The sequence below is a fragment of the Bacillus sp. CD3-5 genome, assembly GCF_006349665.1.
Taxonomy (GTDB): Bacteria; Bacillota; Bacilli; order Bacillales; family Bacillaceae_G; genus Bacillus_A; species Bacillus_A paranthracis.
The window spans coordinates 39,885-60,265 of sequence record NZ_VEPX01000020.1; the positions used below are offsets into that span (position 1 = coordinate 39,885).

Below are 20,381 nucleotides of genomic sequence, written 5' to 3' on the forward strand. Positions count from 1 at the left end.
CCTTTATATTTTATATTGTTGAATATTTGAAAAAGGGTAAGGGGAAAACATATGAGAAAAAAAGTCATGATGTCTTTAATGCTAATGACGTTTCTTTCTGCGGTAGAAGGAACGATTGTTAGTACAGCAATCCCTCGTATAACGAGTGATTTATCCGGCGTTGAACTTGTTAGCTGGGTTTACGCAATTTACATGCTTGCCACAGCGGTTTCAACTCCCATATACGGAAAGCTAGCTGATTTATTTGGTCGTAAAAAAGTTTTACTTATTGGAGCTACAATCTTTTTAGTCGGTTCTGCACTTTGCGGTGTCGTTACATCAATGGAACAATTAATCTTCTTCCGCGCTCTTCAAGGTATCGGTGCTGGTGCTGTTATGCCGATCACAATGACGATTATTGGAGACTTATATAGCGAAGCGAAAGACCGCGCGAAAGCACAAGGCTGGATGAGTGCCGTTTGGGGTGTCTCAGGTGTTATCGGACCGTTAGTAGGTGGATTTTTAGTTGATTCTCTTTCTTGGCGTTATATTTTCTTCTTAAACGTTCCATTTGGAATTATTGCCTGCTTAATGATTGCCATTTACTACAAAGAATCTATTAAGCCAGCTAAACACCATATCGACTATCTTGGTGCAACAGTCTTCTCATTAAGTACGATTGCTCTACTATACGCATTATTAACAGGTAGCAGTAAACAAAACTGGGGAGATGTAACAATTATCGGCCTATTAATTTTCGCCGTCGTTTCATTCATTATTTTCTTATTCATCGAGAAAAAATCTCCGGAACCATTAATTCCGCTAGCACTTTTCTCTAACCGTACATTATCTACGATAAATATATTAACGCTTATTGCTGGCGCAATGATTATTAGTATTACGATGTACCTTCCAATTTGGAGCCAAGGTGTACTAGGAAAAAATGCGACTGAAGCTGGACTTATTTTAATGCCAATCCCTGTTATGTGGACATTTGGCGCTATTTTCTCTGGTAACTTAGTAGGAAAATTAAAAACGAAACAAATCATTTTACTTGGAGCTAGCATTTTATCAGTGGCTACGTTCTTATTATTTACATTATCAACACATTCACCATCATTCCTTATTTATGTAGCAGTCGGATTATTCGGCTTAGGTATGGGGCTTGTAACACCGATTTACATGGTAACAATTCAAGCAGCCGTACCAGCTCATACACGCGGAACAGCCGTTGGTTTAAACACATTTATTAATACATTTAGTCAAACATTAGGTGCTGCAATATTCGGCACAATTTTCAATACGATGATTCACGCACGTGGTATTAAAAACCTTGATCTTGTATCTGGCGGACATGGAGGTACTACAACAAACGTAGTAACTGAATCACAATCCGCATTAGCATCAAGTGTACACGTCATTTATATGAGTACTTTTGTATTGGCAGTATGTACATTAATTATCGCTTGGCTTTTATTAAAGCCCGCTACACAAACGAGTGAGCAATAAGAAAGAGGATGACCATTTTATTTTGGTCATCCTTTTTTATACGATGAAGAATTACGAATTTATGGATAAAATTTTAGAATGATACATGTATCTTCAGATCTTTTTTAGCACCGAAACCTAATATCCTTGTTTTTTCTTCTTATTCTCATCAGAACCGACACCAAAGCTTTTTCCCTTTATTACTGCAACGATTACACTTTTGTAATTAAAAGAGGCTATAACCCGCATTAGATTATAGGCCCCTACTTATACTACTTCTTACTTTTATTATTTTTATACGTCATTTCCGTCATATATATTGCCGGTTTATCCTCAAATTTATAATAGCTGTAATAATATATCTTATTATCTAAATTAGTTATAGCAATGCTCTCTTCCCACACATAAGGACCCGTAAATCTAGTCTTGTTTTCCCTCTCATTCTCTGGCCCTAATTTTTGTTCGTACAAGTCAAATTTGCCTACATTGAGACCATTAGATTTTTCTGTATCAGATTTATCGACAAAGAAATATTTACCACCATCTGATCCTACTACTTTACCATTTCTATCTGGCTCAAGTTTTTGTCCACTCGTATCATACACAAATTTTTTCTTTCCAAAATCGTAAATTTCTTTGTTTTGGAACATTAATTTCTTATCGAAATCCAAATACCCTGGAAATGGAGGAAAATCTTTGACTCCATCTAATTTCATAATCTCTTTCCCATCTCTCTGGGATATTAAAATTCTTTCATTTTCGTTTTTATCGTCTTGATGTATAATGACATTCCCTTTGCTAGAACTAGTTACTCTACTATTCCTTCCACCAACTACCCCACTTTGATCTCTGGTAAGTTCTCTCGGTTGTTCTTTAAATACAACTTCTCCTTTATAATTTAAAAATAGAAGTGTTCCCTCTTTTTCTCCCGTTGCTACTTCTAAATAACCTTCTCCAATCCCTATAATACGTCCCTCTGGGTACATAGACTTAACTTCAAGTTTTTTATCTTTTTGCCATTTCCCATTCGAATAACTGGAGAAATAAGGTGTAAAATCTTTTTCAAATAGAACCCCTAAATTATCACCATCTGCAATTAAATATATTCTTCTTTCATCTTTTTCATCTAATTCAAAATTAGTAAAACTTTCCTTACCCAATTGTTTTTCCACTTTCCCCAATTTAATTGAGCTTTTCGAATCAGCCTTCTTTTCCCCACCTTCAGATTCCTTCGTTCCAGTTGATTTTGAATCTGTAGAGGCTGCTTTATCCTTTGGAGTCGTCTCTACACTTTTATCAGTTTGACAACCTACTAAAGCAAGAAAAAATACAGATATAATCCCCAGGCACTTCATTTTCCAACTCATCTCAACATCCCCTTTTTATAGTTTTAAATACCCTACCCGGTTTAGTTTACACGATTCATTATTTATTTTCTATAATTTGTTAAAATAAAACAAAAAAATACAAATCAAACATCATTTATTCGATTTTCGATTCCTTGTTCGATAAAAAAATTAATATTTCAAACATTAAATTTAAGTAATACTGACAGATTTCCAAAGGTTATATATAAAGAAGACTATATATAGAATTCTTTTCTAACAACTATAATCACCAAAATTTCCAGCAAAGCTTGTTCTACTACAACTTCAGCCTTCGAAACTAAGCATATCGATAGCTATACCTTTTTCATCCATAATGCTTCACTCTATAGTTAAATAGCATACTTTATATATCCCTTTTCTTTTTTATCATTTTTGACAGAGAAAAAGAGATTCAAGCACAAAAAAGGATGTGGAGAACACTTTCCCCATATCCTTTTTATTCAAAATTTACTCTTCATTCTCCACAATATGTTTCAACATGGACAATTTATTATCCCAAAAACGTTCATAATACGAGAGCCACTGTTGTAATTCCTCTAATGGTTCTGGATGCAAGCGATATATTTTCTCTCTTCCGCTTTTTCTTCCACTTACTAAATTCGCTTCTGAAAGAATATGAAGGTGCTTTACAACCGCAGTACGACTCATCGGAAAATGATCCGTTATTTTGGAAATCGGTAACTCTTTATCACTTAATAACCGTATTACTTCTCGGCGGGTTGGATCAGCAATTGCTTGAAACACATCATATTTCGCTGCTGATGAGGACACTTAGCCTTCAACAACCTTTTTCAGTTTTTCATTTACAATCGCTACCCAGCCTCCGCTCATTCTGTCGCGAATAATAGAGCTCTTCGCATTCGCTTTCGGAAGAATTTCATCAGGGTGTTTCCAGCCGCCGTGAATTAACGTAAATTCTGTTTTATTATCTCCTAGGTCTTTCAAATGAAATGAAACAACCCAGCCATCTGTATCCCATGAAAAAGATAGATGATTTGGCTCATCGATTTCTAATACTTTACATGGTGATGGTCCAAATGGTGATTGTACATGAAATTCATGTCCTACCTCTAATACGAAATCATTTGGCATAAACCATGAGGCAATCCCTTCTGCAGTTGATACTACATTCCACACCTTTTGAATAGACGCGTTAAAAACGATCGTTTGTTTAATGTCAGTTAATGTATGTTGTTGTTCCATTTCCATTCTCCTTTATTCGGTAATCAAATATAACACCTTTTGGTTACACTTCGATAATATAACACCTTTTAGTTTCATGTCAACACTAACTCTTTTTTACTGTTGAGAAATTCTCAACATTTTTTCAACAGGACAAACACCCTCCGAGCATTTCCTCATAATATACTCACAAAGGCAACAAAAAATAAAAACTTCTCTCAACATGAAACTCCATCATTCATCTTGGAAGAAGCGCCTTACGTATATCATGCGTATTTCGTCTCTCCTCCTTCCCTCAGGGACACTACGCGAGATATGGAAAATCAGAAGGAATATGCCCACCATTTGAGTAGGTAGTTATTTCTCTTCTCCTCAACATTTCCTTAGGAGCGAAATGACTACCGACTCACTTTTTTCAAACAAAAATAAAAAGGGGTTGAACGCTATGTTCTATTGCATTAACTGCTCTGACATTCACCATGAAAAACATCCGAATGATAAAGTATTCAAAAACGGGTTTTATATTGATCCATTTTTAGGTGATCGTTATCACCTTGGTATGTGTAAAGATGCCCAAAATCATCAGACAGGGGAGCCTCTTTTAACTACAAAACAATTAGGCACAACCCAATCTATTATGAACGTATTACCGACACATGTTGTCCCAACATAAAACATAAAAAAGAGCTGGCTCACCCAGCTCTTTTTTATGCTTTATAAACGATCATTGCTGAAAAACAATAAATTTGGTTTTCGTCATCATTAATAGAAACACCGACTTGGTACTTAATATCTACAAAGTTACTATCATCAATTTTTTTCAAAAAAACATTTACAGCGTCTTCTAAGTCTTTTTCGTGACTTTCATCAAACACTTTTACACGAATCATGTTAACACCATCCTAGATCGCAGCCCTCCGCCGCTTGATTATTGCCACGGTGCGTATCTATGATGCGATAAAATTTTCCGTCTTCATATATATATCCGTCTTCTAACACATATTGTTTACCTTCAGTATAGACATAAAACTTACCTATCATAAATTTACTCGTATATAATTCCAAATAATCTGGCCTAAATTTAGCTACAACTTTATTTGTAATATCAATTTTTATTGTGCGCCCCACCTTCTCTCCCTCCTTTGCAAAGAACGGATTTAGGTATATTGTATTAGCGATTTTACATTTTATGCTTAAAAATAAGTGGATATGCCTCCTTTCTCCGCCTGTACTATTTTTCTAACAAAATCATCAATAAATAGAAGCAAAAAAATATATATAAAAGGAACTTTTACTTATTGACTCAAATATAATTATTATGGTATTATATAAAATTTGACATTTTCATTCACTTATGCTATCATTAAAGATGGTTACCACATATGGAGGTGGATGATTTGTTTCAAATTGGTGATAAAATCGTTTATCCAATGAACGGCGCAGGAGTCATCGAAGCCATTGAAGAGAAAGAAATATTAGGAACAACACGTCAATATTGTGTAATACGTATCATTAGTAAAGATATGCAAGTAATGCTTCCGATGGATCAATTACAAAAATCAGGTATTCGTTATATCGTAGATAAAGGTACGTTAGATGATATACTTCTTGAATTTCAAAACGGGGAATCAGATACATCACTTTCCTGGAAACAAAGATATACAATGAATATGGAAAAAATGAAAAACGGCAATCTGCAAGATAGTGCAGAAGTTGTTCGAGATTTACTTCGCCGCAATAAAGAGAGAGCTTTAAATGCGAGCGAAAAACAAATGCTAGATAACGCCCGAAAAATGATGATTAGTGAAGTTGCACTCGTGCAAAATGTTTCTGAACATCAAGCAACAGAATATCTGCAAGACACTATTAATCACTAAATTTAAAATAGCTGGCCGCTATTTTTTTTGTGTAAAAAAAGGACGAAGAGTTTTATCTCTTCGTCCTTTTCTATTACCCACGCCCAGCTTGAAACGATGGGTATAACGTCATTCCACCATCTGCAAATAGCGTAATTCCAGTTACATAACTCGCCTCTGAGGAAGCGAGCCACGTTGCGACTGCTGCAATTTCTTCCGGTTTTCCAATGTAGCCCATCGGTATCATACTTTCTACGTCAGCACGTTTTTTAGGATCAGCAAACTTTTCTGCATTGATCGGCGTATTAATTGCACCTGGCCCTATATTATTTACTCGAATACCTTTTGGTGCATATTCTAACGCTAACGTTTCTGTCATCAGTTTAATACCACCCTTACTTGCTGCATAGTGCACGAATAAGGGCCACGGAATTTTCTCATGAACACTCGACATATTAATGACAGATCCTTTAATATCGTGTTCTACAAAATATTTAATCGCTTCACGGCTTCCTAAAAAAGCACCTGTTAAATTTGTGTTAATTACCCTATTCCAATCTTCAAGCGGCATTTCATGCGATGGTACCGCATTTTCTATCCCTGCATTATTAATCATAACGTCAAGCGTACCAAACTCTTTTACAGCAGATTGAATGAGATTCGCCACATCTGATTCGACCGTTACATCACCTTTTACAGCAATAGCTTCTCCGCCTACCTTTTTTATTTCTTCTAACACATCATTCGCTTCTGATTCTCGTGAGCGATAGTTAATCACTACTTTCGCTTTCTCCCTTGCAAACCTTACTCCCATCGCTCTTCCAAGACCAGTTGCTGATCCTGTAATAACGACAACCTTTCCTTCTAAGTCACTATACATTCCAATACCCCCTTTAACTTTTCGCTATCCCTAACATAATTCCAGCTACGATAATAAAAACGATACCGACAACAATCCCTGTTAATTGGCGTTTCGTTTTTCTTTCACCTAATATAAGAATCCCGCCAAGCGTCGAAATAATAATTCCCATTTGCGATAGCGAGAAACTTGTTGCCACTCCGACACGCGGTTGCGAAATGAATAAAAACATATTTCCAGCTGCCCAAATTAATCCTGGAATAATATTTCGTATTGCATATTTATTAAATGGATGATGTTTAAAAGTAAGCAAAATCCCTCCTAACACCATACCAACTGCTTGTGGCAACAAAGCTGACCAACCATCTACGTTAAACAGTCTAATCACTACTACGTAAACTAAATAACCGACTGTTGAAATCAATAAAATGATAATGCCTTTTTTAAAATTGCCCGCTTGCTCTGCATTCTTTTCTTCTTCACTTTGAAGAGATGTTAAAATAACACCGATAATAATACAAACGAGAGCTAATACACCAAGGACGACTGATATTGTTGTGGACCACTCATGAAATACGATGACTCCAAATAAAGTTGTCGCAACTAATTGAAGTCCTGTTGAAATCGGCATCGTCCTCGAAACGCCCATTAAATCAATACTTTTTAATTGATTTGCCTGACCGAGAGCCCAAAATAAACCTGACACAATCCCAACTCCGATAACAGTAGGAGTCAATACTGGTTTCATAAAAATATAAACAACAATTGAGAAAATAAGTGCGCCAAGCGTTGTACCGAGCGTTTGACTATAAGGCCCTCCGCCCAGTTTCACGTTAAATAGCACAATACTTCCCCAAAATATAGCTGGTAAAATCGCTAAAAATATATCCATCGCTCATTACCTTTCTTTACTAAATGTCATAAGTTATCTCTCTGAATCAGTAGAGTGAGCTTTTATTTTTTCTTTTTCCCTTTCACAAATCTTTTCTGCAATAGCACCAGAAACATTCTTTTCTCGCTCCACTTTCTTTATCTTTACGTGATCTAAATAATCTTCCAAAGTAAGCGTAACTTTATCATTTGGCGGATTATGTGCTCCTTGAAATGTAAGAAATTGTAGCGTCACTTCATATCTAGGAACGAACTCACCATTCTTGCCGAGACGCTTTATATTTATAACTGAAGCACATTCATATTGGTCTTCTGTCACTTGTCTTATCACAGAATAATATCGATTTAATAATGCACTTTCTAAAAGTTGTTCATTCGATTCTTTTGCCAAAGAATAACTTGGAAAAAAGGAAAAGATAGAGCATATCATCGTTAGCATTACACATAATTTTTTCATAACGCCCTCCTTGTTCTATACGTTAGTGTTCTCAAAAACGCCATAAAAAAACGACTTTCCCTACATAGGAAAGTCGTTTTAATGAATCCAATATTAACCACCGCTCACTGGCGGGATTAGTGCAACAACATCACCAGATTGGACCCTGTCATCTTCATTTGCATATTCTTCATTAATCGCAACCATAATTGGTTCTGTGACTGGTACATTATATTCTTTTGCAACAACATCTTTTAACTCTGCAACCGTAATACTTTCTTTCTCTATTTGTAATTCACTTCTTCCTGCTTCTTCTTGTAAGTTCGCAAATAACAATACTCGAATCATACTTATAGCTCCTTCCCAGGCTCTCCCGCCGGATATGGCGTTTTTTCTAATTGATCGCCAATCCAAGAGTCTCCATCTTCCCAAAACTCTTTTTTCCAAATCGGAACAATTTGTTTTATGCGTTCCATAATATATTCATTTGCTTCATAAGCCGCTTTACGATGCGGCGTTGAAACAGCCACAACAACCGCGATATCAGAAATTTGCAGTGTACCGATGCGATGTGTAATCGCAACGTGTGTACCTGGCCATTTCTCCTTTACTTCTGATCCGATTTTCTCTAGCATCTTTTCTGCCATCGTTTTATAAGCGACATATTCTAAGTATAATGTACGACGCCCTTTCGTAAACTCTCTAACCGTTCCAATAAATGTTGTAACAGCACCACATTCGCGGCGAATAACCTTATTCGCTACTTCTTCAATTGAAATTTCTGTATCAATTACTTCATAATACGTATGTGTCATTTCGCACTCCTTACCGTTTGTAAAAACCAGTCTATATACAACTCTTCTTCTGTTATATGAAATACTTTATATTCTTCTCGTAAGTTTGCAGGAGCATCATGCCACGTAATAACCGCTACTATATTTTCTACTTTAAGTAAAAGTTCAACGTCTTCTTCAGAACGAAGTAACACCACTTTCGGATAGCTCTCTTTTTTATAGCCCTCAATTAAAATTGTATCCACTTCAAAAAACTCGTATAAACGGATAATTTCTTGCAAGGACCATTCCTCTCTTAATGACGACAATGAAAGTAATCCAGCACCTTCTACACTACTTACGACAGCACCGGCCTTTCTATGCCTTTCACTATCTTTTTGCGCTACTTCTGGAAACCCTCCATGCCCGTGATGTTTAATGGTAGCAACTTTCATTTTCCGTTCAGCTAATGCATGCACAATTTTCTCTACAAGTGTTGTTTTCCCGCTATTTTGATACCCTACTATTTGTAAGAGCGAAGGGGCTTTGCCCATGGCCAATCACATCCCTCAGCGTGCTCTAACAATAATACAGACACTTTCATCCCTGCCTCAAAGCCTCTCGTTCCTCCAGGCAACACAATAAAAGCATTCGCATCTGCAAGTGAAGATACCGCACTCGATTTATCTAAACCGACCGGCATCGCTTGTAATGCCCCGTCCACGATTGTCACCTTTGCTCTTACAAAACGAGTAAACGGATTCGGCTTTGGAAAATCTTTTTGTAAAATAGCATCTGCTCTATATACGTGAGGTTCTTTCGCATACAAATATGTTTTTATAACTGGATGCACAAATAGCTCAAATCCTACGTAACAAGCTGACGGATTCCCTGATAAACCGAAAAGTAACTTTCCATCAACTTCAGCTACCGTCGTTACACTTCCTGGTCTCATCGCTATTTTATTGAAGAGTACATTCGCTTGTAATCTTTCATAAATAGCCGGCAAGTAGTCATAATCTCCTACCGACACACCGCCTGTCGTAATTAAAATATCAACTTCATCCATCGCTGATTGAACGGCGGTAAAACACGCATCTAACTCGTCGGCAAGTTGGCCATAATATCGGACTTTACCTCCAGCTTTCATAATTTGAGCAGCAATCATATAAGAGTTACTATTTCTAATTTTCCCTGGCTGTAACGACTCATGTACTTCTAACAATTCACTTCCTGTCGTCACAATACCAACAACAGGCTGTTTTACAACTTTCACAGTACTATATCCAAACGTCGCCAATAAGGCCGCAACACCTGGATTAATTGCAACACCTTTCTGAACGAGAACTTCATTTTGTTTTATATCTTCCCCTTTAAATGACACATTGTCGCCACTATGAAAAGGACGCTTTAACTTCATATATGTTTTTCCGTTCTTCTCAAAGCCTTCCGTCAGTTCTAGCATTACGACTGCATTACAATCCGCTGGAATAGCTGCTCCTGTCATAATACGAACCGCCTGAAAAGATCCTACTTTTTCTGTAAAAACAGACCCCGCCCCGATTTCTCCTATTACTTCAAACTCAATTGCATTCTCTTGATTTGCTTCTTTCGTATCTTCTGCTCGAATTGCGAAACCATCGTAAGGAGAACGATCAAAATGAGGAACGTCATGATCAGAGACAACATCCTCTCCAAGAATTCTTCCGTAACTTTCCGTAATAGAAACTTCTTCTACTTCACCAATTTTCGCATATTCCATTACTCTCTCTACTGCATCAGCAACTTGAATCGGAATTCGTTTTTCTACCATCGTTTCTCACCCCATATTTGCAATTTTTTTTATCTCGATTAAACTTTATATATTAAATAGAAATTACTTCAAGGAGGAATTCCATGTCTTCATTCACACACTTTAATGACCAAGGACGCGCGAAAATGGTTGATATAAGCGATAAAAAAGCAACCGTTCGAACAGCAATTGCGTGCTCTAGCATTGTCGTTACAAAAGAAATTTACGATAAAATCTCTCATAACGAAATCGGGAAAGGTGATGTATTAGCAGTTGCACAAATCGCTGGTATTATGGCTGCAAAACGCACTTCCGATATTATCCCAATGTGCCATCCTTTATTATTAAAAGGTGTTGACGTTTCTTTCGATTGGAAACAATCCGATGAACAATATCGGTTACTTATTGAAGTAAAAGTTAAAACAGAAGGTAGCACCGGTGTTGAAATGGAAGCTTTAACAGCTGCTTCCGCTACCGCTCTTACCGTGTACGATATGTGTAAAGCTGTTGATAAAGGTATGATTATTGGTGAAACGTACTTACTTGAAAAAACAGGTGGAAAAAGTGGAGATTATACGAGAAAGTCTTAATCTTCTCCCTGTTGAACCTAAAGGGGTTCCCTTTAGGTTCAACCTATATATCTGGCATATAAACGTTTTGCCACATTTATATCATTCGTCCCATGAATAAACGCCCTACCATCTGTAAATAAAACAAAACGAAATTCCTCTACTAAAAACGATACTAAATACGGAGTAGCTTTTACATCCACACTTCTTTGTAAGCGCTTTTTAATTTCTTCTAAATTGAATTCATTCCGCACACCTGGACGGATTTGTACTGTATTTCGTCCGCATAACACTTCTGTTTTCGTTTGCGCTTCAAATGTTAAACTCGGATATGTACGTAATCTTCCGCAAGATAAACACGTGTCTTTTTTCTGTCTATTCACTTTAAATGCCATCTGTTGATTATTCCAAAGATCAAACGATAACATCGTTTCGCGAAGCGCCCCATAGTCTTCTACTAATATTTTCAGCGCTTCCGTTATTTGATGCGCAACTACTAATTGTACTGCTGGCTGTATAATGCCAGCCGTATCACATGTTGCTCCGCTTGCTGGATGCTCCATTAAACAGCGGAAACACGGTGTTTTTCCTGGTACAATTGTATACGTTACTCCGTAGCTTCCAACGCAACCACCATATATCCACGGAATATTATACTTTTGTGAAATATCATTAATAAGAAGACGCGTTTCAAAATTATCTGTCGCATCTAATATTAAATCTATCCCCTTCACTAGCTCTTCCATTTCCTGCACTGTTACATCAGTTACAACCGGATTTATTTCCACCTCAGAATTAATCGCTTTTAAATGCTCTGCCGCTGCTACCGCCTTCGGTTTATACTGCGTTGCGTCTTCTTCTGTATATAATTGTTGCCTTTGTAAATTACTCCACTCTACATAATCACGATCCGCAATTGTTATTTTTCCAACACCTGCTCTAACAATCGCTTCTGCATTTGCTGCACCAAGAGCTCCAGCACCAATAATAAGCACATGCTTCTCTCTAATTTTTCTCTGTCCTTCTTCTCCAACACCAGCAAATAATATTTGCCTTGAATATCGCTCCTGCATACGATAGCCTCCCTTCTTATCCCCCTATATAAGACATTTCAATTTTCGGACGATTTTTCGCACTTTCTTCTGTCCGTTCATCCGAATACCTATCTTTTCTATTCATCCATACATCTTGTATAACGCTTACTAACTCCTCATCCGAAAGATTTCCTCTAAGAAGTTCCCTTAGGTCGAGTCCCTCTGTCGCAAATAAGCAAGTATAAAACTTTCCATCTGCTGAAATTCTCGCTCTCGTACAAGAGGAACAAAAGGACTCAGAAACAGAAGTAATAAAACCGACTTCAACATTTGTTCCAACGTAACGATATCGCTTCGCAACTTCACCAAAATAATGTGCTTCAGCTGGCTCAAGCGGATACACGCGATGAATCATCTCAATTAACTCTCGCTTCGTAACAACTTGATCAAAATTCCATCCATTTGTACTACCAACATCCATAAACTCAATGAACCTAAGCGGGATTCCTTGCTCTTTAAAATACGCAGCCATCGGAAGTACTTGATGATCATTCATCCCTTTTTTCACAACCATATTTACCTTTACATCAAGCCCGGCTTCTTTTGCAGCCATAATTCCCTTTATAACAGGTTTCGTATTAATATTTCGGCCATTAATAGCCTTAAATACATCATCATCTATTGCATCCAAACTAACATTTACTCTATGTAATCCAGCTTCTTTTAATACTTTTGCTTGCTTCGTTAAATGAATTGCATTGGTCGTTAACCCTATATCTAACAGCCCGTCAATTTTCACGAGTCGTGCAATAAGTTTTGTTAAATCTTTACGAAGTAGTGGCTCGCCACCAGTAAGTCTAATTTTTCGTACACCGATGCTAACAAATAATCTTGCCAATCGCTCAATTTCATCAAACGTCAGTAAAAACTCATCTTTCAAAAAAGCATAATCTGGCCCAAACACTTCCGCTGGCATACAATATGTACATCTAAAATTGCAACGATCAATGACAGATATGCGTAAATCTTGAAGTGGGCGTCCAAAAAAATCTGTAACCATCTCCTGCATCGCCACCCTCCCTTTCTGCCAAATTTCTCTCTTTTCATTCTATTATAATATATTTTCGAACTGCGATGTTTTTGCTCTAACAAATAAAAAGCCTTGAAGCATAAAAGTTTCAAGGCTCTCCCCTTATCAACTTAAGCGAATAATCGTTAGAGTAGCTCCTGGCGTTGCCGTAGATAATGTAGCCAACGCAACTACTCCAAATAATTGTAAGCTAACAGTAGCTCCAGCAGGCAAGTTAGCAATGATTGTTGCACTAAATGAACCAGTAGCCACTGTCGGAGCATTTATCGTTCCCGCAAGCGGACTGCCATTTACAGTTATACGGGAACTTACAAGTAAACCTGCTGTTAAATTAATTGTATAGGCTATATAATAATTCCCTGCATTCGCAACTGTAAATACAGTATTTCCACCACTAACGGTTATTCCTGGGCCAATATTTTGATTGTTCGGTAACGGAATATTCGTGCCACCTAACAAAACAGAAATAACACTTCCTGATGTATTATTCGCGAATGCATATGTTGCAGTTGTACTAACTCCAGTCGCCCCGGTCGCTCCAGTGGCTCCAGTGGCTCCAGCTCCGGTTGGACCTGTATCTCCAGTTGGACCTTGTGAACCGGTTGCTCCGGTTGCCCCAGTTGGACCTTGAATTCCTTGCGGGCCTTGAATTCCTTGGGGACCTGTTGCTCCGGTTGCTCCTGTAGCTCCCGTTGGACCTTGAATTCCTTGCGGGCCTTGAATTCCTTGGGGACCTTGTGGGCCGGTCGGACCTATGTCACCTTGCGGACCTTGGATTCCCTGTGGGCCTTGTGCTCCGGTTGCCCCCGTCGTTCCTTGGATTCCTTGAGGACCTTGTGGACCTTGAATTCCTTGTGAGCCGGTTGGACCTATATCGCCTTGTGGGCCTTGAATTCCTTGTGGACCTTGTGCTCCGGTTGCCCCCGTTACTCCTTGGATTCCTTGCGGACCTTGAATACCCTGTGGACCGGTTGGACCTATATCGCCTTGAACACCTTGGATTCCTTGCGGACCCTGTAAACCCGTCACTCCGGTTGCTCCGGTCGCTCCTGTCACTCCAGTTGAGCCTGTCGCCCCGTTATCTCCTGTTACTCCTGTCGCACCTGTTGCTCCGGTCGGGCCAGGTGGCCCACCTGATGGACCTGTCACTCCCGCCGGACCTGATGGCCCCGTTGGGCCGGTCGGTCCTGCTGGTCCTCCTGACGGGCCAGTCACCCCTGTTGGACCGGTTACTCCTGTTGGACCGGTAGTTCCCTCTCCCGTCGCTCCGGTTGCCCCCGTATCTCCTGTTGCTCCCGTCGGACCTTGGATTCCTTGAATTCCTTGTGGACCTTGCACTCCTTGTGCGCCCGTCGCTCCTTGAATTCCTTGTACTCCTTGCACTCCTTGGGGACCCACCGGACCGGTTGGACCAATCGCTCCTTGTACTCCTTGCACTCCTTGGGGACCCTCTGGACCCGTTGCTCCTATTTCCCCTTGTATCCCTTGAATTCCAGTTGCTCCTTGTGCTCCAGTTGCTCCCGTTATCCCTTGCACACCTTGTATTCCCTGTATTCCTTGAGAACCTTGTGGACCGGTTGCTCCTATCGGTCCTTGAATGCCTTGTATTCCCTGAGGACCCTCTGGACCCGTTGCTCCAACTGGCCCTTGAACACCTTGTATTCCTTGCGGGCCCTGAAGTCCCTCTGGGCCTTCTGGACCTGTTGGACCTATCTCTCCTTGTATCCCTTGGATTCCAGTTGGACCTTGTGGCCCGGTCGGACCTATGTCACCTTGCTGACCTTGGATTCCCTGTGGGCCTTGTGCTCCTGTTCCCCCTGTCGCTCCTTGGATTCCTTGAGAACCTTGTGAGCCTTGAATTCCTTGTGGGCCGGTTGGACCTATGTCACCTTGTGGGCCTTGAATCCCTTGCGGACCTTGATCTCCTGTTGCCCCCGTTACTCCTTGAATTCCTTGCGGACCTTGAACACCTTGGGGACCCGTCGGGCCTATCTCTCCTTGCACTCCTTGGATTCCTTGCGGACCTTGTAAACCCGTCACTCCGGTTGCTCCCGTTTCTCCTGTCGCTCCTGTCACTCCAGTTGAGCCTGTCGCCCCAGTATCTCCTGTTACTCCTGTCGCCCCGGTTGCTCCTGTCGGGCCAGGTGGTCCACCAGATGGACCTGTTACTCCCGCCGGACCTGATGGCCCCGTTGGGCCGGTCGGTCCTGCTGGTCCTCCAGATGGGCCTGTTACCCCTGTTGGGCCTGTTACTCCTGTTGGGCCTGTAGTGCCTTCCCCTGTTGCCCCAGTTGCTCCCGTATCTCCTGTTACCCCCGTCGGACCTTGGATTCCTTGAATTCCTTGTGGACCTTGCACTCCTTGTGCGCCCGTCGCTCCTTGAATTCCTTGTACTCCTTGCACTCCTTGTGGCCCCATCGGACCTGTTGGACCAATCACCCCTTGAGCACCTTGCACTCCTTGGGGACCCTCTGGACCCGTTGCTCCTACTTCCCCTTGTATCCCTTGAATTCCAGTTGCTCCTTGTACTCCAGTTGCTCCCGTTATCCCTTGCACACCTTGTATTCCCTGAATTCCTTGTGGACCTTGTGGGCCGGTTGCTCCTACCGGTCCTTGAATTCCTTGTATCCCCTGGGGACCCTCTGGACCCGTTGCTCCTACTGGGCCTGGCACACCTTGTATTCCTTGCGGGCCCTGAAGTCCCTCTGGGCCTTCTGGACCTGTTGGTCCTATATCACCCATCGGACCTTGTATCCCTTGAACTCCCTGTGGACCTGTTGCTCCTGATGGCCCTGGTACTCCTTGTATTCCTTGTGGACCTTGATCTCCTGTGGCCCCTGTTACCCCTTGTGGCCCTATAGTCCCCTGTATACCTTGTGGACCTTGATCCCCTGTTGCTCCCGTTGCTCCTTGAATACCCTGAACTCCTTGAATTCCTTGTTCACCGGTTACTCCCGTCGGACCAGGAATACCTTGAATTCCTTGCGGACCTTCTGGACCTGTTGGCCCAATTGGCCCTTGAATCCCTTGTATTCCTTGCAAGCCCTGTGCTCCCGTGCTTCCAGTCGGACCTGTACTTCCCGTTGCTCCTGTTACCCCTGTACTTCCTGTAGCCCCAGTATTTCCCGTTGCTCCGGTTGCTCCTGTACTTCCACTCGGTCCACCACCCGGACCTGTCGCACCAGTCGGCCCCGTCGGACCAGGAGGTCCTCCTGATGGGCCAGTGATCCCTGTTGGACCAGTTACTCCCGTCGGACCGGTTATCCCCTGACCAGTCGCTCCGGTTGCTCCTGTATTTCCACTCGGTCCTTGTGGTCCTTGTATCCCTTGTGCTCCTTGTATTCCTTGTGGACCGGTTGCTCCCGGTACTCCTTGCACTCCTTGAATTCCTTGAGATCCCTCAGGTCCTGTCGCTCCAATTGGCCCCTGTAATCCTTGTATTCCCTGTATTCCTTGTGCCCCAGTCGCTCCAGTTGGACCAATCGGCCCTTGTAACCCTTGTACTCCTTGAGATCCTGTCGCTCCGGTTTCTCCCTGTGGTCCTCTCAATCCTTGTGGCCCCTGCTGTCCTTCTGATCCCGTTGCACCTATTGGTCCAACCGCTCCTTGTATACCTTGCACACCTTGAGGCCCTGTTGGCCCCCTTTCTCCCATCGGACCTTGAAATCCTCTTGGTCCTTGTGGGCCAGTCGCGCCTTGTGGACCGGTTGGACCAGTAATCCCAATACCAGTAAATCCCGTTGGAACGGGAGGAAAAGTGGGCCCAATAAGTTCTGGTGAAATTCTAAAATTAGGGTTTAACGAATGTTGTTGCCTTCTATTATCGCGCTCTCTCACACTTTCACCACCTACACACCATCTTTTTTACATTACAAACCTCTTCTTAATATGTATTTACAAAAATAATCTCAAAGACTATTTTTATTTTAAATAATAAAAACTCCCTTAATTCCTTAAGGGAGTCCAGCAACTGAATCCATATTATCTGTATTAGGGACAGCTTGTGCTATACCCGATGCATTTACACTTTGCCCCATATTTGTTCCTGTTACAGTACCAGCAGGAGTACCTCTCGTATACGTTGTTGTGACAGAATCTCCTGGCTGTAAACAAAGCTTCGTCTCCGTCCCTATTACTGTAACAACATCAATCCAAGTACACCCCATCGAACCACTATACGATTTCGAAGCAGTAAATGACGTATCACTCAGATTATCACCAGTAAATATATTCCCAGTGTTATTCACAATAACGAACTCTTTTATATGAGCAGGCATAATTACACTCTACCTTTCTTCTATGAGCCTAATGTACGTGTACTCGTTGCTAATGGCGGAAGAAACACCGATGTTCTAATGACCGCTTCTGGCTGTCTTTTTCCATTTAAAAAAATAGCCACACTCGATCCTCCAGCACCTGCATACACTTTCGCTACAGCTAAAGGTGAGATATCATAACAATCGCCGACATTAACAGCCCCTGTATTATTTATAATTTTTACTTTCCGTAAGTTAATCCCCATTTACCTATCCCCCTTTTGTACACTGTATGCAAAAGAAAAAAACTTGAAACAGACTCGTTTCAAGTTTTTTAAACTACTTATTTGATTTCGCCTTCATATTGAAGCATACCGCCAACCATGTTCACTGTTTTAAAGCCTTGCTCATTTAAATAATGGCATACATTTTCACTACGCATTCCCGAACGGCAAATAAAGATATATTCATTCTCTTTATCAAAGAAATCTACTTTATTTGGGATATCACCCATTTTAATATGTACAGCTTCTGGAATTTTTCCTGCTGCTACTTCTTCATCTTCCCTTACGTCTACTAAAAATAACGTTTCTCCTTTTTCTAAACGCTCTTGCACTTCTTCTGTAGTAATTGTTTTCACTTCTGTCATATGTCGTTCCTCCTTATATACAATAAAACCTTTAATTTCTTCTTTAAACAACCATTTCTCATCAATTTTAGCATGCGAAAGAAAGAACGCAAAGAATAGGGAATTTATTTCTCAATTTTCTCGTAAAACTTATCCTTTACAAACATAACTCTTGCATTGTATCCTCAATATACTTGTTTTATGAAAGGAGCCAATGAAAATGACACTTTTTCTTTTCATTATGGGCATCATTTTCTTAATCGCTGCAATTATTGCTCTTAGTATGAAAAATAATAGAAAGATAAAATCACCACAAGAAATGTCATTCTTGTTTCTATTGCTTAGTATCGCCTTCTTCGGTATAGCAATTGCCACATATATTTTTCGTCTACAAATCATGTAAAAAAAGGTGCCTATTACATACATTGCACCTTTTTCACATCATTTATTTTCTACACAAAACTAGACACTTTCCGATTTAAAAATTCATAAACTTTCTTTTCAAACAAATGAACATCAAATACTCCCGCCATATGCCCATTTATACTCTCTATCTCATATACTTCCGCATACTTCCCTTGTCTTTGCAATAGGTCTACCATTTTATAATTATAACGTGAAGGCTGAAGCAAATCTTGTTTACACGGAATCATAAGTACATTTGCTTCTATATTAGACAGTGCGTCTTCTAAAGACGAAAATCCATGTGCAATATCATGTAATAAAACTGCTTTTGCAGTGTACATCCACGAATTTGCATCTACTAAAGCTATACTTCTATTTGTCACTTTGTTAATTTCTTTCTCAAATGATGTTAATGCAGAAAATGTTTCATAAGGCTCTTTCTCTATACTATTACGAGGAAATGTCGTTTCGTAAAAATGCTCGTCAAACGCGTTCATAAACATCATTCTATTTGCTAACTGAAGCCCCTTCATTGGCTGCTCTTCTCCATATTTTCCGCCCTTCCAACTTGGATCCAGCTTGATAGCCTCAATTGCATTTTGCGCTACATTTACCGACGTAATAATTGGATTTTGCGGGTTCGTAATAACACCAATCATCCGCTCTATCATATGAGGATAATGAACAGCCCATTGCTGCGCAATCATCCCGCCAGCTGACGGTCCCATTACAGCATGTAGCCTTGCGATTCCCATATCTTTTATTAACTCATATTGCATACGAGCTACATCAAGAAATGTAAAAACCGGAAAATCTATCGCATATTCATCTCCAGTTTTCGGATTAATCGATTTCGGTCCCGTTGTAATTACATAAGGGTTCTTCACCTGCACATTACAAATATTATCAGTGCATATAACGAAGTATTTATTTGTATCAATTGCTTTTCCCGGTCCAATTAAACCATCCCACCAACCAGACTCCTCATCATGCGCTGTATATTTTCCTGCTGCGTGACTAGTTGCACTAAAATAATGACAAACCAAAATCGTATTTGACCTTTCTCTATTTAAAGTACCATACGTCTCATACCCCATTTGAACAGGAATTGTCCTACCATTTTCAAATGTAAACTCCTTTAAAATAAATTTCTCCTTTTTTACAATTTGCACAGACTCGCCCTCTTCTCGTCATAGTATGTACTGCTTACTAAAGGATTTTTTCTATGCAAACCCATCTCCTCCTTCTTTTCATAAATAAATGAATAATATACAAAATTAGCCACAAAATAGCACTATATTACACAATCAAAGAGGGCATACATATGATTTGGAATTGGCTACGTAAGAAAAAAAAATCAAATACAACAGAGAAAAACGAAACAGATAACTCAGAGCAACACCCTAACAATCAAGAGGATAATAGCAAACAACAGACTAGAAGTATGAAACATAATAAAGATAGCAATGGCGAGCAACCAAAAGAGGAGCACAAGGAGTCTTCCAAAGATAAGCAGCAAAACAAATCGAATCAGAAACAGCAACAAAGTGCTAAACAAGACGAATCTTCTCAAGGACAACAACACTCTAAACAAAACAAATCAGATCAACAGCAGCATTCTAAACAAGACAACTCAGATCAAGATCAACAGCAGCATTCTAAGCAAGACAACTCGGAGCAAGATCAACAGCAGCATTCTAAGCAAGACAACTCGGAGCAAGATCAACAGCAGCATTCTAAGCAAGACAACTCGGA

At 40.1% G+C, this 20,381-nt stretch carries 24 protein-coding genes and 1 pseudogene; 6 read left to right on the forward strand and 19 right to left on the reverse strand.

Going from position 1 to position 20,381, the window contains the following annotated elements; genetic code table 11:
- Window positions 1-51 precede the first annotated feature (51 nt).
- A complete protein-coding gene (locus FH036_RS24910) occupies window positions 52-1,488 on the forward strand; it encodes an MDR family MFS transporter (protein ID WP_044790888.1) in 1,437 nt (478 codons plus the stop codon).
- A gap of 251 nt (window positions 1,489-1,739) precedes the next feature.
- Here the strand turns inward: FH036_RS24910 and FH036_RS24915 are convergent, their stop codons facing one another.
- The 3 genes from FH036_RS24915 to FH036_RS24925 all read right to left on the reverse strand — a co-directional run bounded on the left by FH036_RS24915 (window position 1,740) and on the right by FH036_RS24925 (window position 4,058).
- Window positions 1,740-2,834 carry a hypothetical protein gene (locus FH036_RS24915; RefSeq protein ID WP_000118575.1) on the reverse strand — a complete coding sequence of 365 codons (1,095 nt, stop codon included), beginning with the start codon at window positions 2,832-2,834 and terminating at the stop codon, window positions 1,740-1,742.
- A 468-nt stretch (window positions 2,835-3,302) separates the two neighbouring features.
- A complete protein-coding gene (locus tag FH036_RS24920) occupies window positions 3,303-3,626 on the reverse strand; it encodes an ArsR/SmtB family transcription factor (RefSeq protein WP_000098837.1) in 324 nt (107 codons plus the stop codon).
- Window positions 3,627-4,058, reverse strand: coding sequence for an SRPBCC family protein (locus FH036_RS24925; RefSeq protein WP_000437669.1), 432 nt, complete (start codon window positions 4,056-4,058; stop codon window positions 3,627-3,629).
- A gap of 424 nt (window positions 4,059-4,482) precedes the next feature.
- Here FH036_RS24925 and FH036_RS24935 point away from each other — a divergent pair, with 424 nt between their 5' ends.
- Complete coding sequence (locus tag FH036_RS24935) at window positions 4,483-4,710, forward strand: DUF3973 domain-containing protein (RefSeq protein ID WP_000498992.1); 228 nt, start codon at window positions 4,483-4,485, stop codon at window positions 4,708-4,710.
- 34 nt (window positions 4,711-4,744) lie between these two features.
- Here the strand turns inward: FH036_RS24935 and FH036_RS24940 are convergent, their stop codons facing one another.
- Together FH036_RS24940 and FH036_RS24945 are read right to left on the reverse strand one after the other, a co-directional pair.
- Window positions 4,745-4,927, reverse strand: coding sequence for a sporulation protein Cse60 (locus FH036_RS24940; RefSeq protein WP_000621751.1), 183 nt, complete (start codon window positions 4,925-4,927; stop codon window positions 4,745-4,747).
- Between the two features lies 1 nt (window position 4,928).
- Window positions 4,929-5,165 (reverse strand): DUF2553 family protein, encoded by a 237-nt coding sequence (locus FH036_RS24945; RefSeq protein ID WP_000533800.1) that lies wholly within the window; start codon window positions 5,163-5,165, stop codon window positions 4,929-4,931.
- Window positions 5,166-5,419: 254 nt separating this feature from the next.
- On the opposite strand from FH036_RS24945, the gene FH036_RS24950 reads away from it, so the two are divergent.
- Window positions 5,420-5,914 (forward strand): CarD family transcriptional regulator, encoded by a 495-nt coding sequence (locus tag FH036_RS24950; RefSeq protein WP_001993652.1) that lies wholly within the window; start codon window positions 5,420-5,422, stop codon window positions 5,912-5,914.
- Window positions 5,915-5,987: 73 nt separating this feature from the next.
- Here the strand turns inward: FH036_RS24950 and FH036_RS24955 are convergent, their stop codons facing one another.
- The 7 genes from FH036_RS24955 to moeA form a co-directional block, all read right to left on the reverse strand.
- A complete protein-coding gene (locus FH036_RS24955; RefSeq protein WP_139896364.1) occupies window positions 5,988-6,773 on the reverse strand; it encodes a glucose 1-dehydrogenase in 786 nt (261 codons plus the stop codon).
- A gap of 13 nt (window positions 6,774-6,786) precedes the next feature.
- Window positions 6,787-7,644, reverse strand: a complete 858-nt coding sequence (gene glcU, locus FH036_RS24960; protein ID WP_044790891.1) for a glucose uptake protein GlcU — start codon at window positions 7,642-7,644, stop codon at window positions 6,787-6,789.
- 33 nt (window positions 7,645-7,677) lie between these two features.
- The gene (locus FH036_RS24965) at window positions 7,678-8,100 is read right to left on the reverse strand and encodes a DUF3888 domain-containing protein (RefSeq protein WP_000732105.1); all 423 of its coding nucleotides are present in this window, start codon (window positions 8,098-8,100) and stop codon (window positions 7,678-7,680) included.
- 93 nt (window positions 8,101-8,193) lie between these two features.
- Window positions 8,194-8,427 (reverse strand): molybdopterin converting factor subunit 1, encoded by a 234-nt coding sequence (moaD, locus tag FH036_RS24970; RefSeq protein WP_000621792.1) that lies wholly within the window; start codon window positions 8,425-8,427, stop codon window positions 8,194-8,196.
- A gap of 2 nt (window positions 8,428-8,429) precedes the next feature.
- Window positions 8,430-8,894: a molybdopterin synthase catalytic subunit MoaE gene (gene moaE, locus FH036_RS24975; RefSeq protein ID WP_000149943.1), complete on the reverse strand. Its 465-nt coding sequence runs from the start codon at window positions 8,892-8,894 to the stop codon at window positions 8,430-8,432.
- Complete coding sequence (gene mobB, locus FH036_RS24980) at window positions 8,891-9,406, reverse strand: molybdopterin-guanine dinucleotide biosynthesis protein B (RefSeq protein ID WP_000513648.1); 516 nt, start codon at window positions 9,404-9,406, stop codon at window positions 8,891-8,893. Before mobB ends, moaE begins: the two co-directional genes overlap by 4 nt.
- The gene (gene moeA, locus FH036_RS24985) at window positions 9,376-10,665 is read right to left on the reverse strand and encodes a molybdopterin molybdotransferase MoeA (RefSeq protein WP_000229667.1); all 1,290 of its coding nucleotides are present in this window, start codon (window positions 10,663-10,665) and stop codon (window positions 9,376-9,378) included. Before moeA ends, mobB begins: the two co-directional genes overlap by 31 nt.
- 83 nt (window positions 10,666-10,748) lie before the next feature.
- On the opposite strand from moeA, the gene moaC reads away from it, so the two are divergent.
- Window positions 10,749-11,234 carry a cyclic pyranopterin monophosphate synthase MoaC gene (moaC, locus tag FH036_RS24990; protein ID WP_000094141.1) on the forward strand — a complete coding sequence of 162 codons (486 nt, stop codon included), beginning with the start codon at window positions 10,749-10,751 and terminating at the stop codon, window positions 11,232-11,234.
- A 38-nt stretch (window positions 11,235-11,272) separates the two neighbouring features.
- Here the strand turns inward: moaC and FH036_RS24995 are convergent, their stop codons facing one another.
- From FH036_RS24995 to FH036_RS25020, 6 genes are all read right to left on the reverse strand, one after another.
- Complete coding sequence (locus tag FH036_RS24995) at window positions 11,273-12,286, reverse strand: molybdopterin-synthase adenylyltransferase MoeB (protein WP_001158071.1); 1,014 nt, start codon at window positions 12,284-12,286, stop codon at window positions 11,273-11,275.
- Between the two features lie 16 nt (window positions 12,287-12,302).
- Complete coding sequence (moaA, locus tag FH036_RS25000) at window positions 12,303-13,316, reverse strand: GTP 3',8-cyclase MoaA (RefSeq protein WP_001157148.1); 1,014 nt, start codon at window positions 13,314-13,316, stop codon at window positions 12,303-12,305.
- Window positions 13,317-13,442: 126 nt separating this feature from the next.
- A complete protein-coding gene (locus FH036_RS25005) occupies window positions 13,443-17,174 on the reverse strand; it encodes a BclA-related collagen-like exosporium protein (protein WP_139896365.1) in 3,732 nt (1,243 codons plus the stop codon).
- A 116-nt stretch (window positions 17,175-17,290) separates the two neighbouring features.
- Window positions 17,291-17,614, reverse strand: coding sequence for a hypothetical protein (locus FH036_RS25010; protein WP_001110853.1), 324 nt, complete (start codon window positions 17,612-17,614; stop codon window positions 17,291-17,293).
- Between the two features lie 20 nt (window positions 17,615-17,634).
- Entirely contained in the window at window positions 17,635-17,859 is a 225-nt protein-coding gene (locus FH036_RS25015) for a spore germination protein (RefSeq protein ID WP_044793734.1), read from the reverse strand.
- Between the two features lie 77 nt (window positions 17,860-17,936).
- Window positions 17,937-18,242, reverse strand: a complete 306-nt coding sequence (locus tag FH036_RS25020; RefSeq protein ID WP_000141202.1) for a rhodanese-like domain-containing protein — start codon at window positions 18,240-18,242, stop codon at window positions 17,937-17,939.
- Between the two features lie 199 nt (window positions 18,243-18,441).
- Between FH036_RS25020 and FH036_RS25025 the strand changes: the two genes are divergently transcribed.
- The gene (locus FH036_RS25025; protein WP_000171883.1) at window positions 18,442-18,624 is read left to right on the forward strand and encodes a hypothetical protein; all 183 of its coding nucleotides are present in this window, start codon (window positions 18,442-18,444) and stop codon (window positions 18,622-18,624) included.
- Window positions 18,625-18,673: 49 nt separating this feature from the next.
- Here FH036_RS25025 and FH036_RS25030 read toward each other — a convergent pair whose 3' ends face one another.
- Window positions 18,674-19,798 (reverse strand): homoserine O-acetyltransferase family protein, encoded by a 1,125-nt coding sequence (locus FH036_RS25030; RefSeq protein WP_044793732.1) that lies wholly within the window; start codon window positions 19,796-19,798, stop codon window positions 18,674-18,676.
- Window positions 19,799-19,950: 152 nt separating this feature from the next.
- Between FH036_RS25030 and FH036_RS25035 the strand changes: the two are divergent.
- Window positions 19,951-20,381, forward strand: a pseudogene (locus FH036_RS25035) (spore germination protein); the annotation flags it as partial.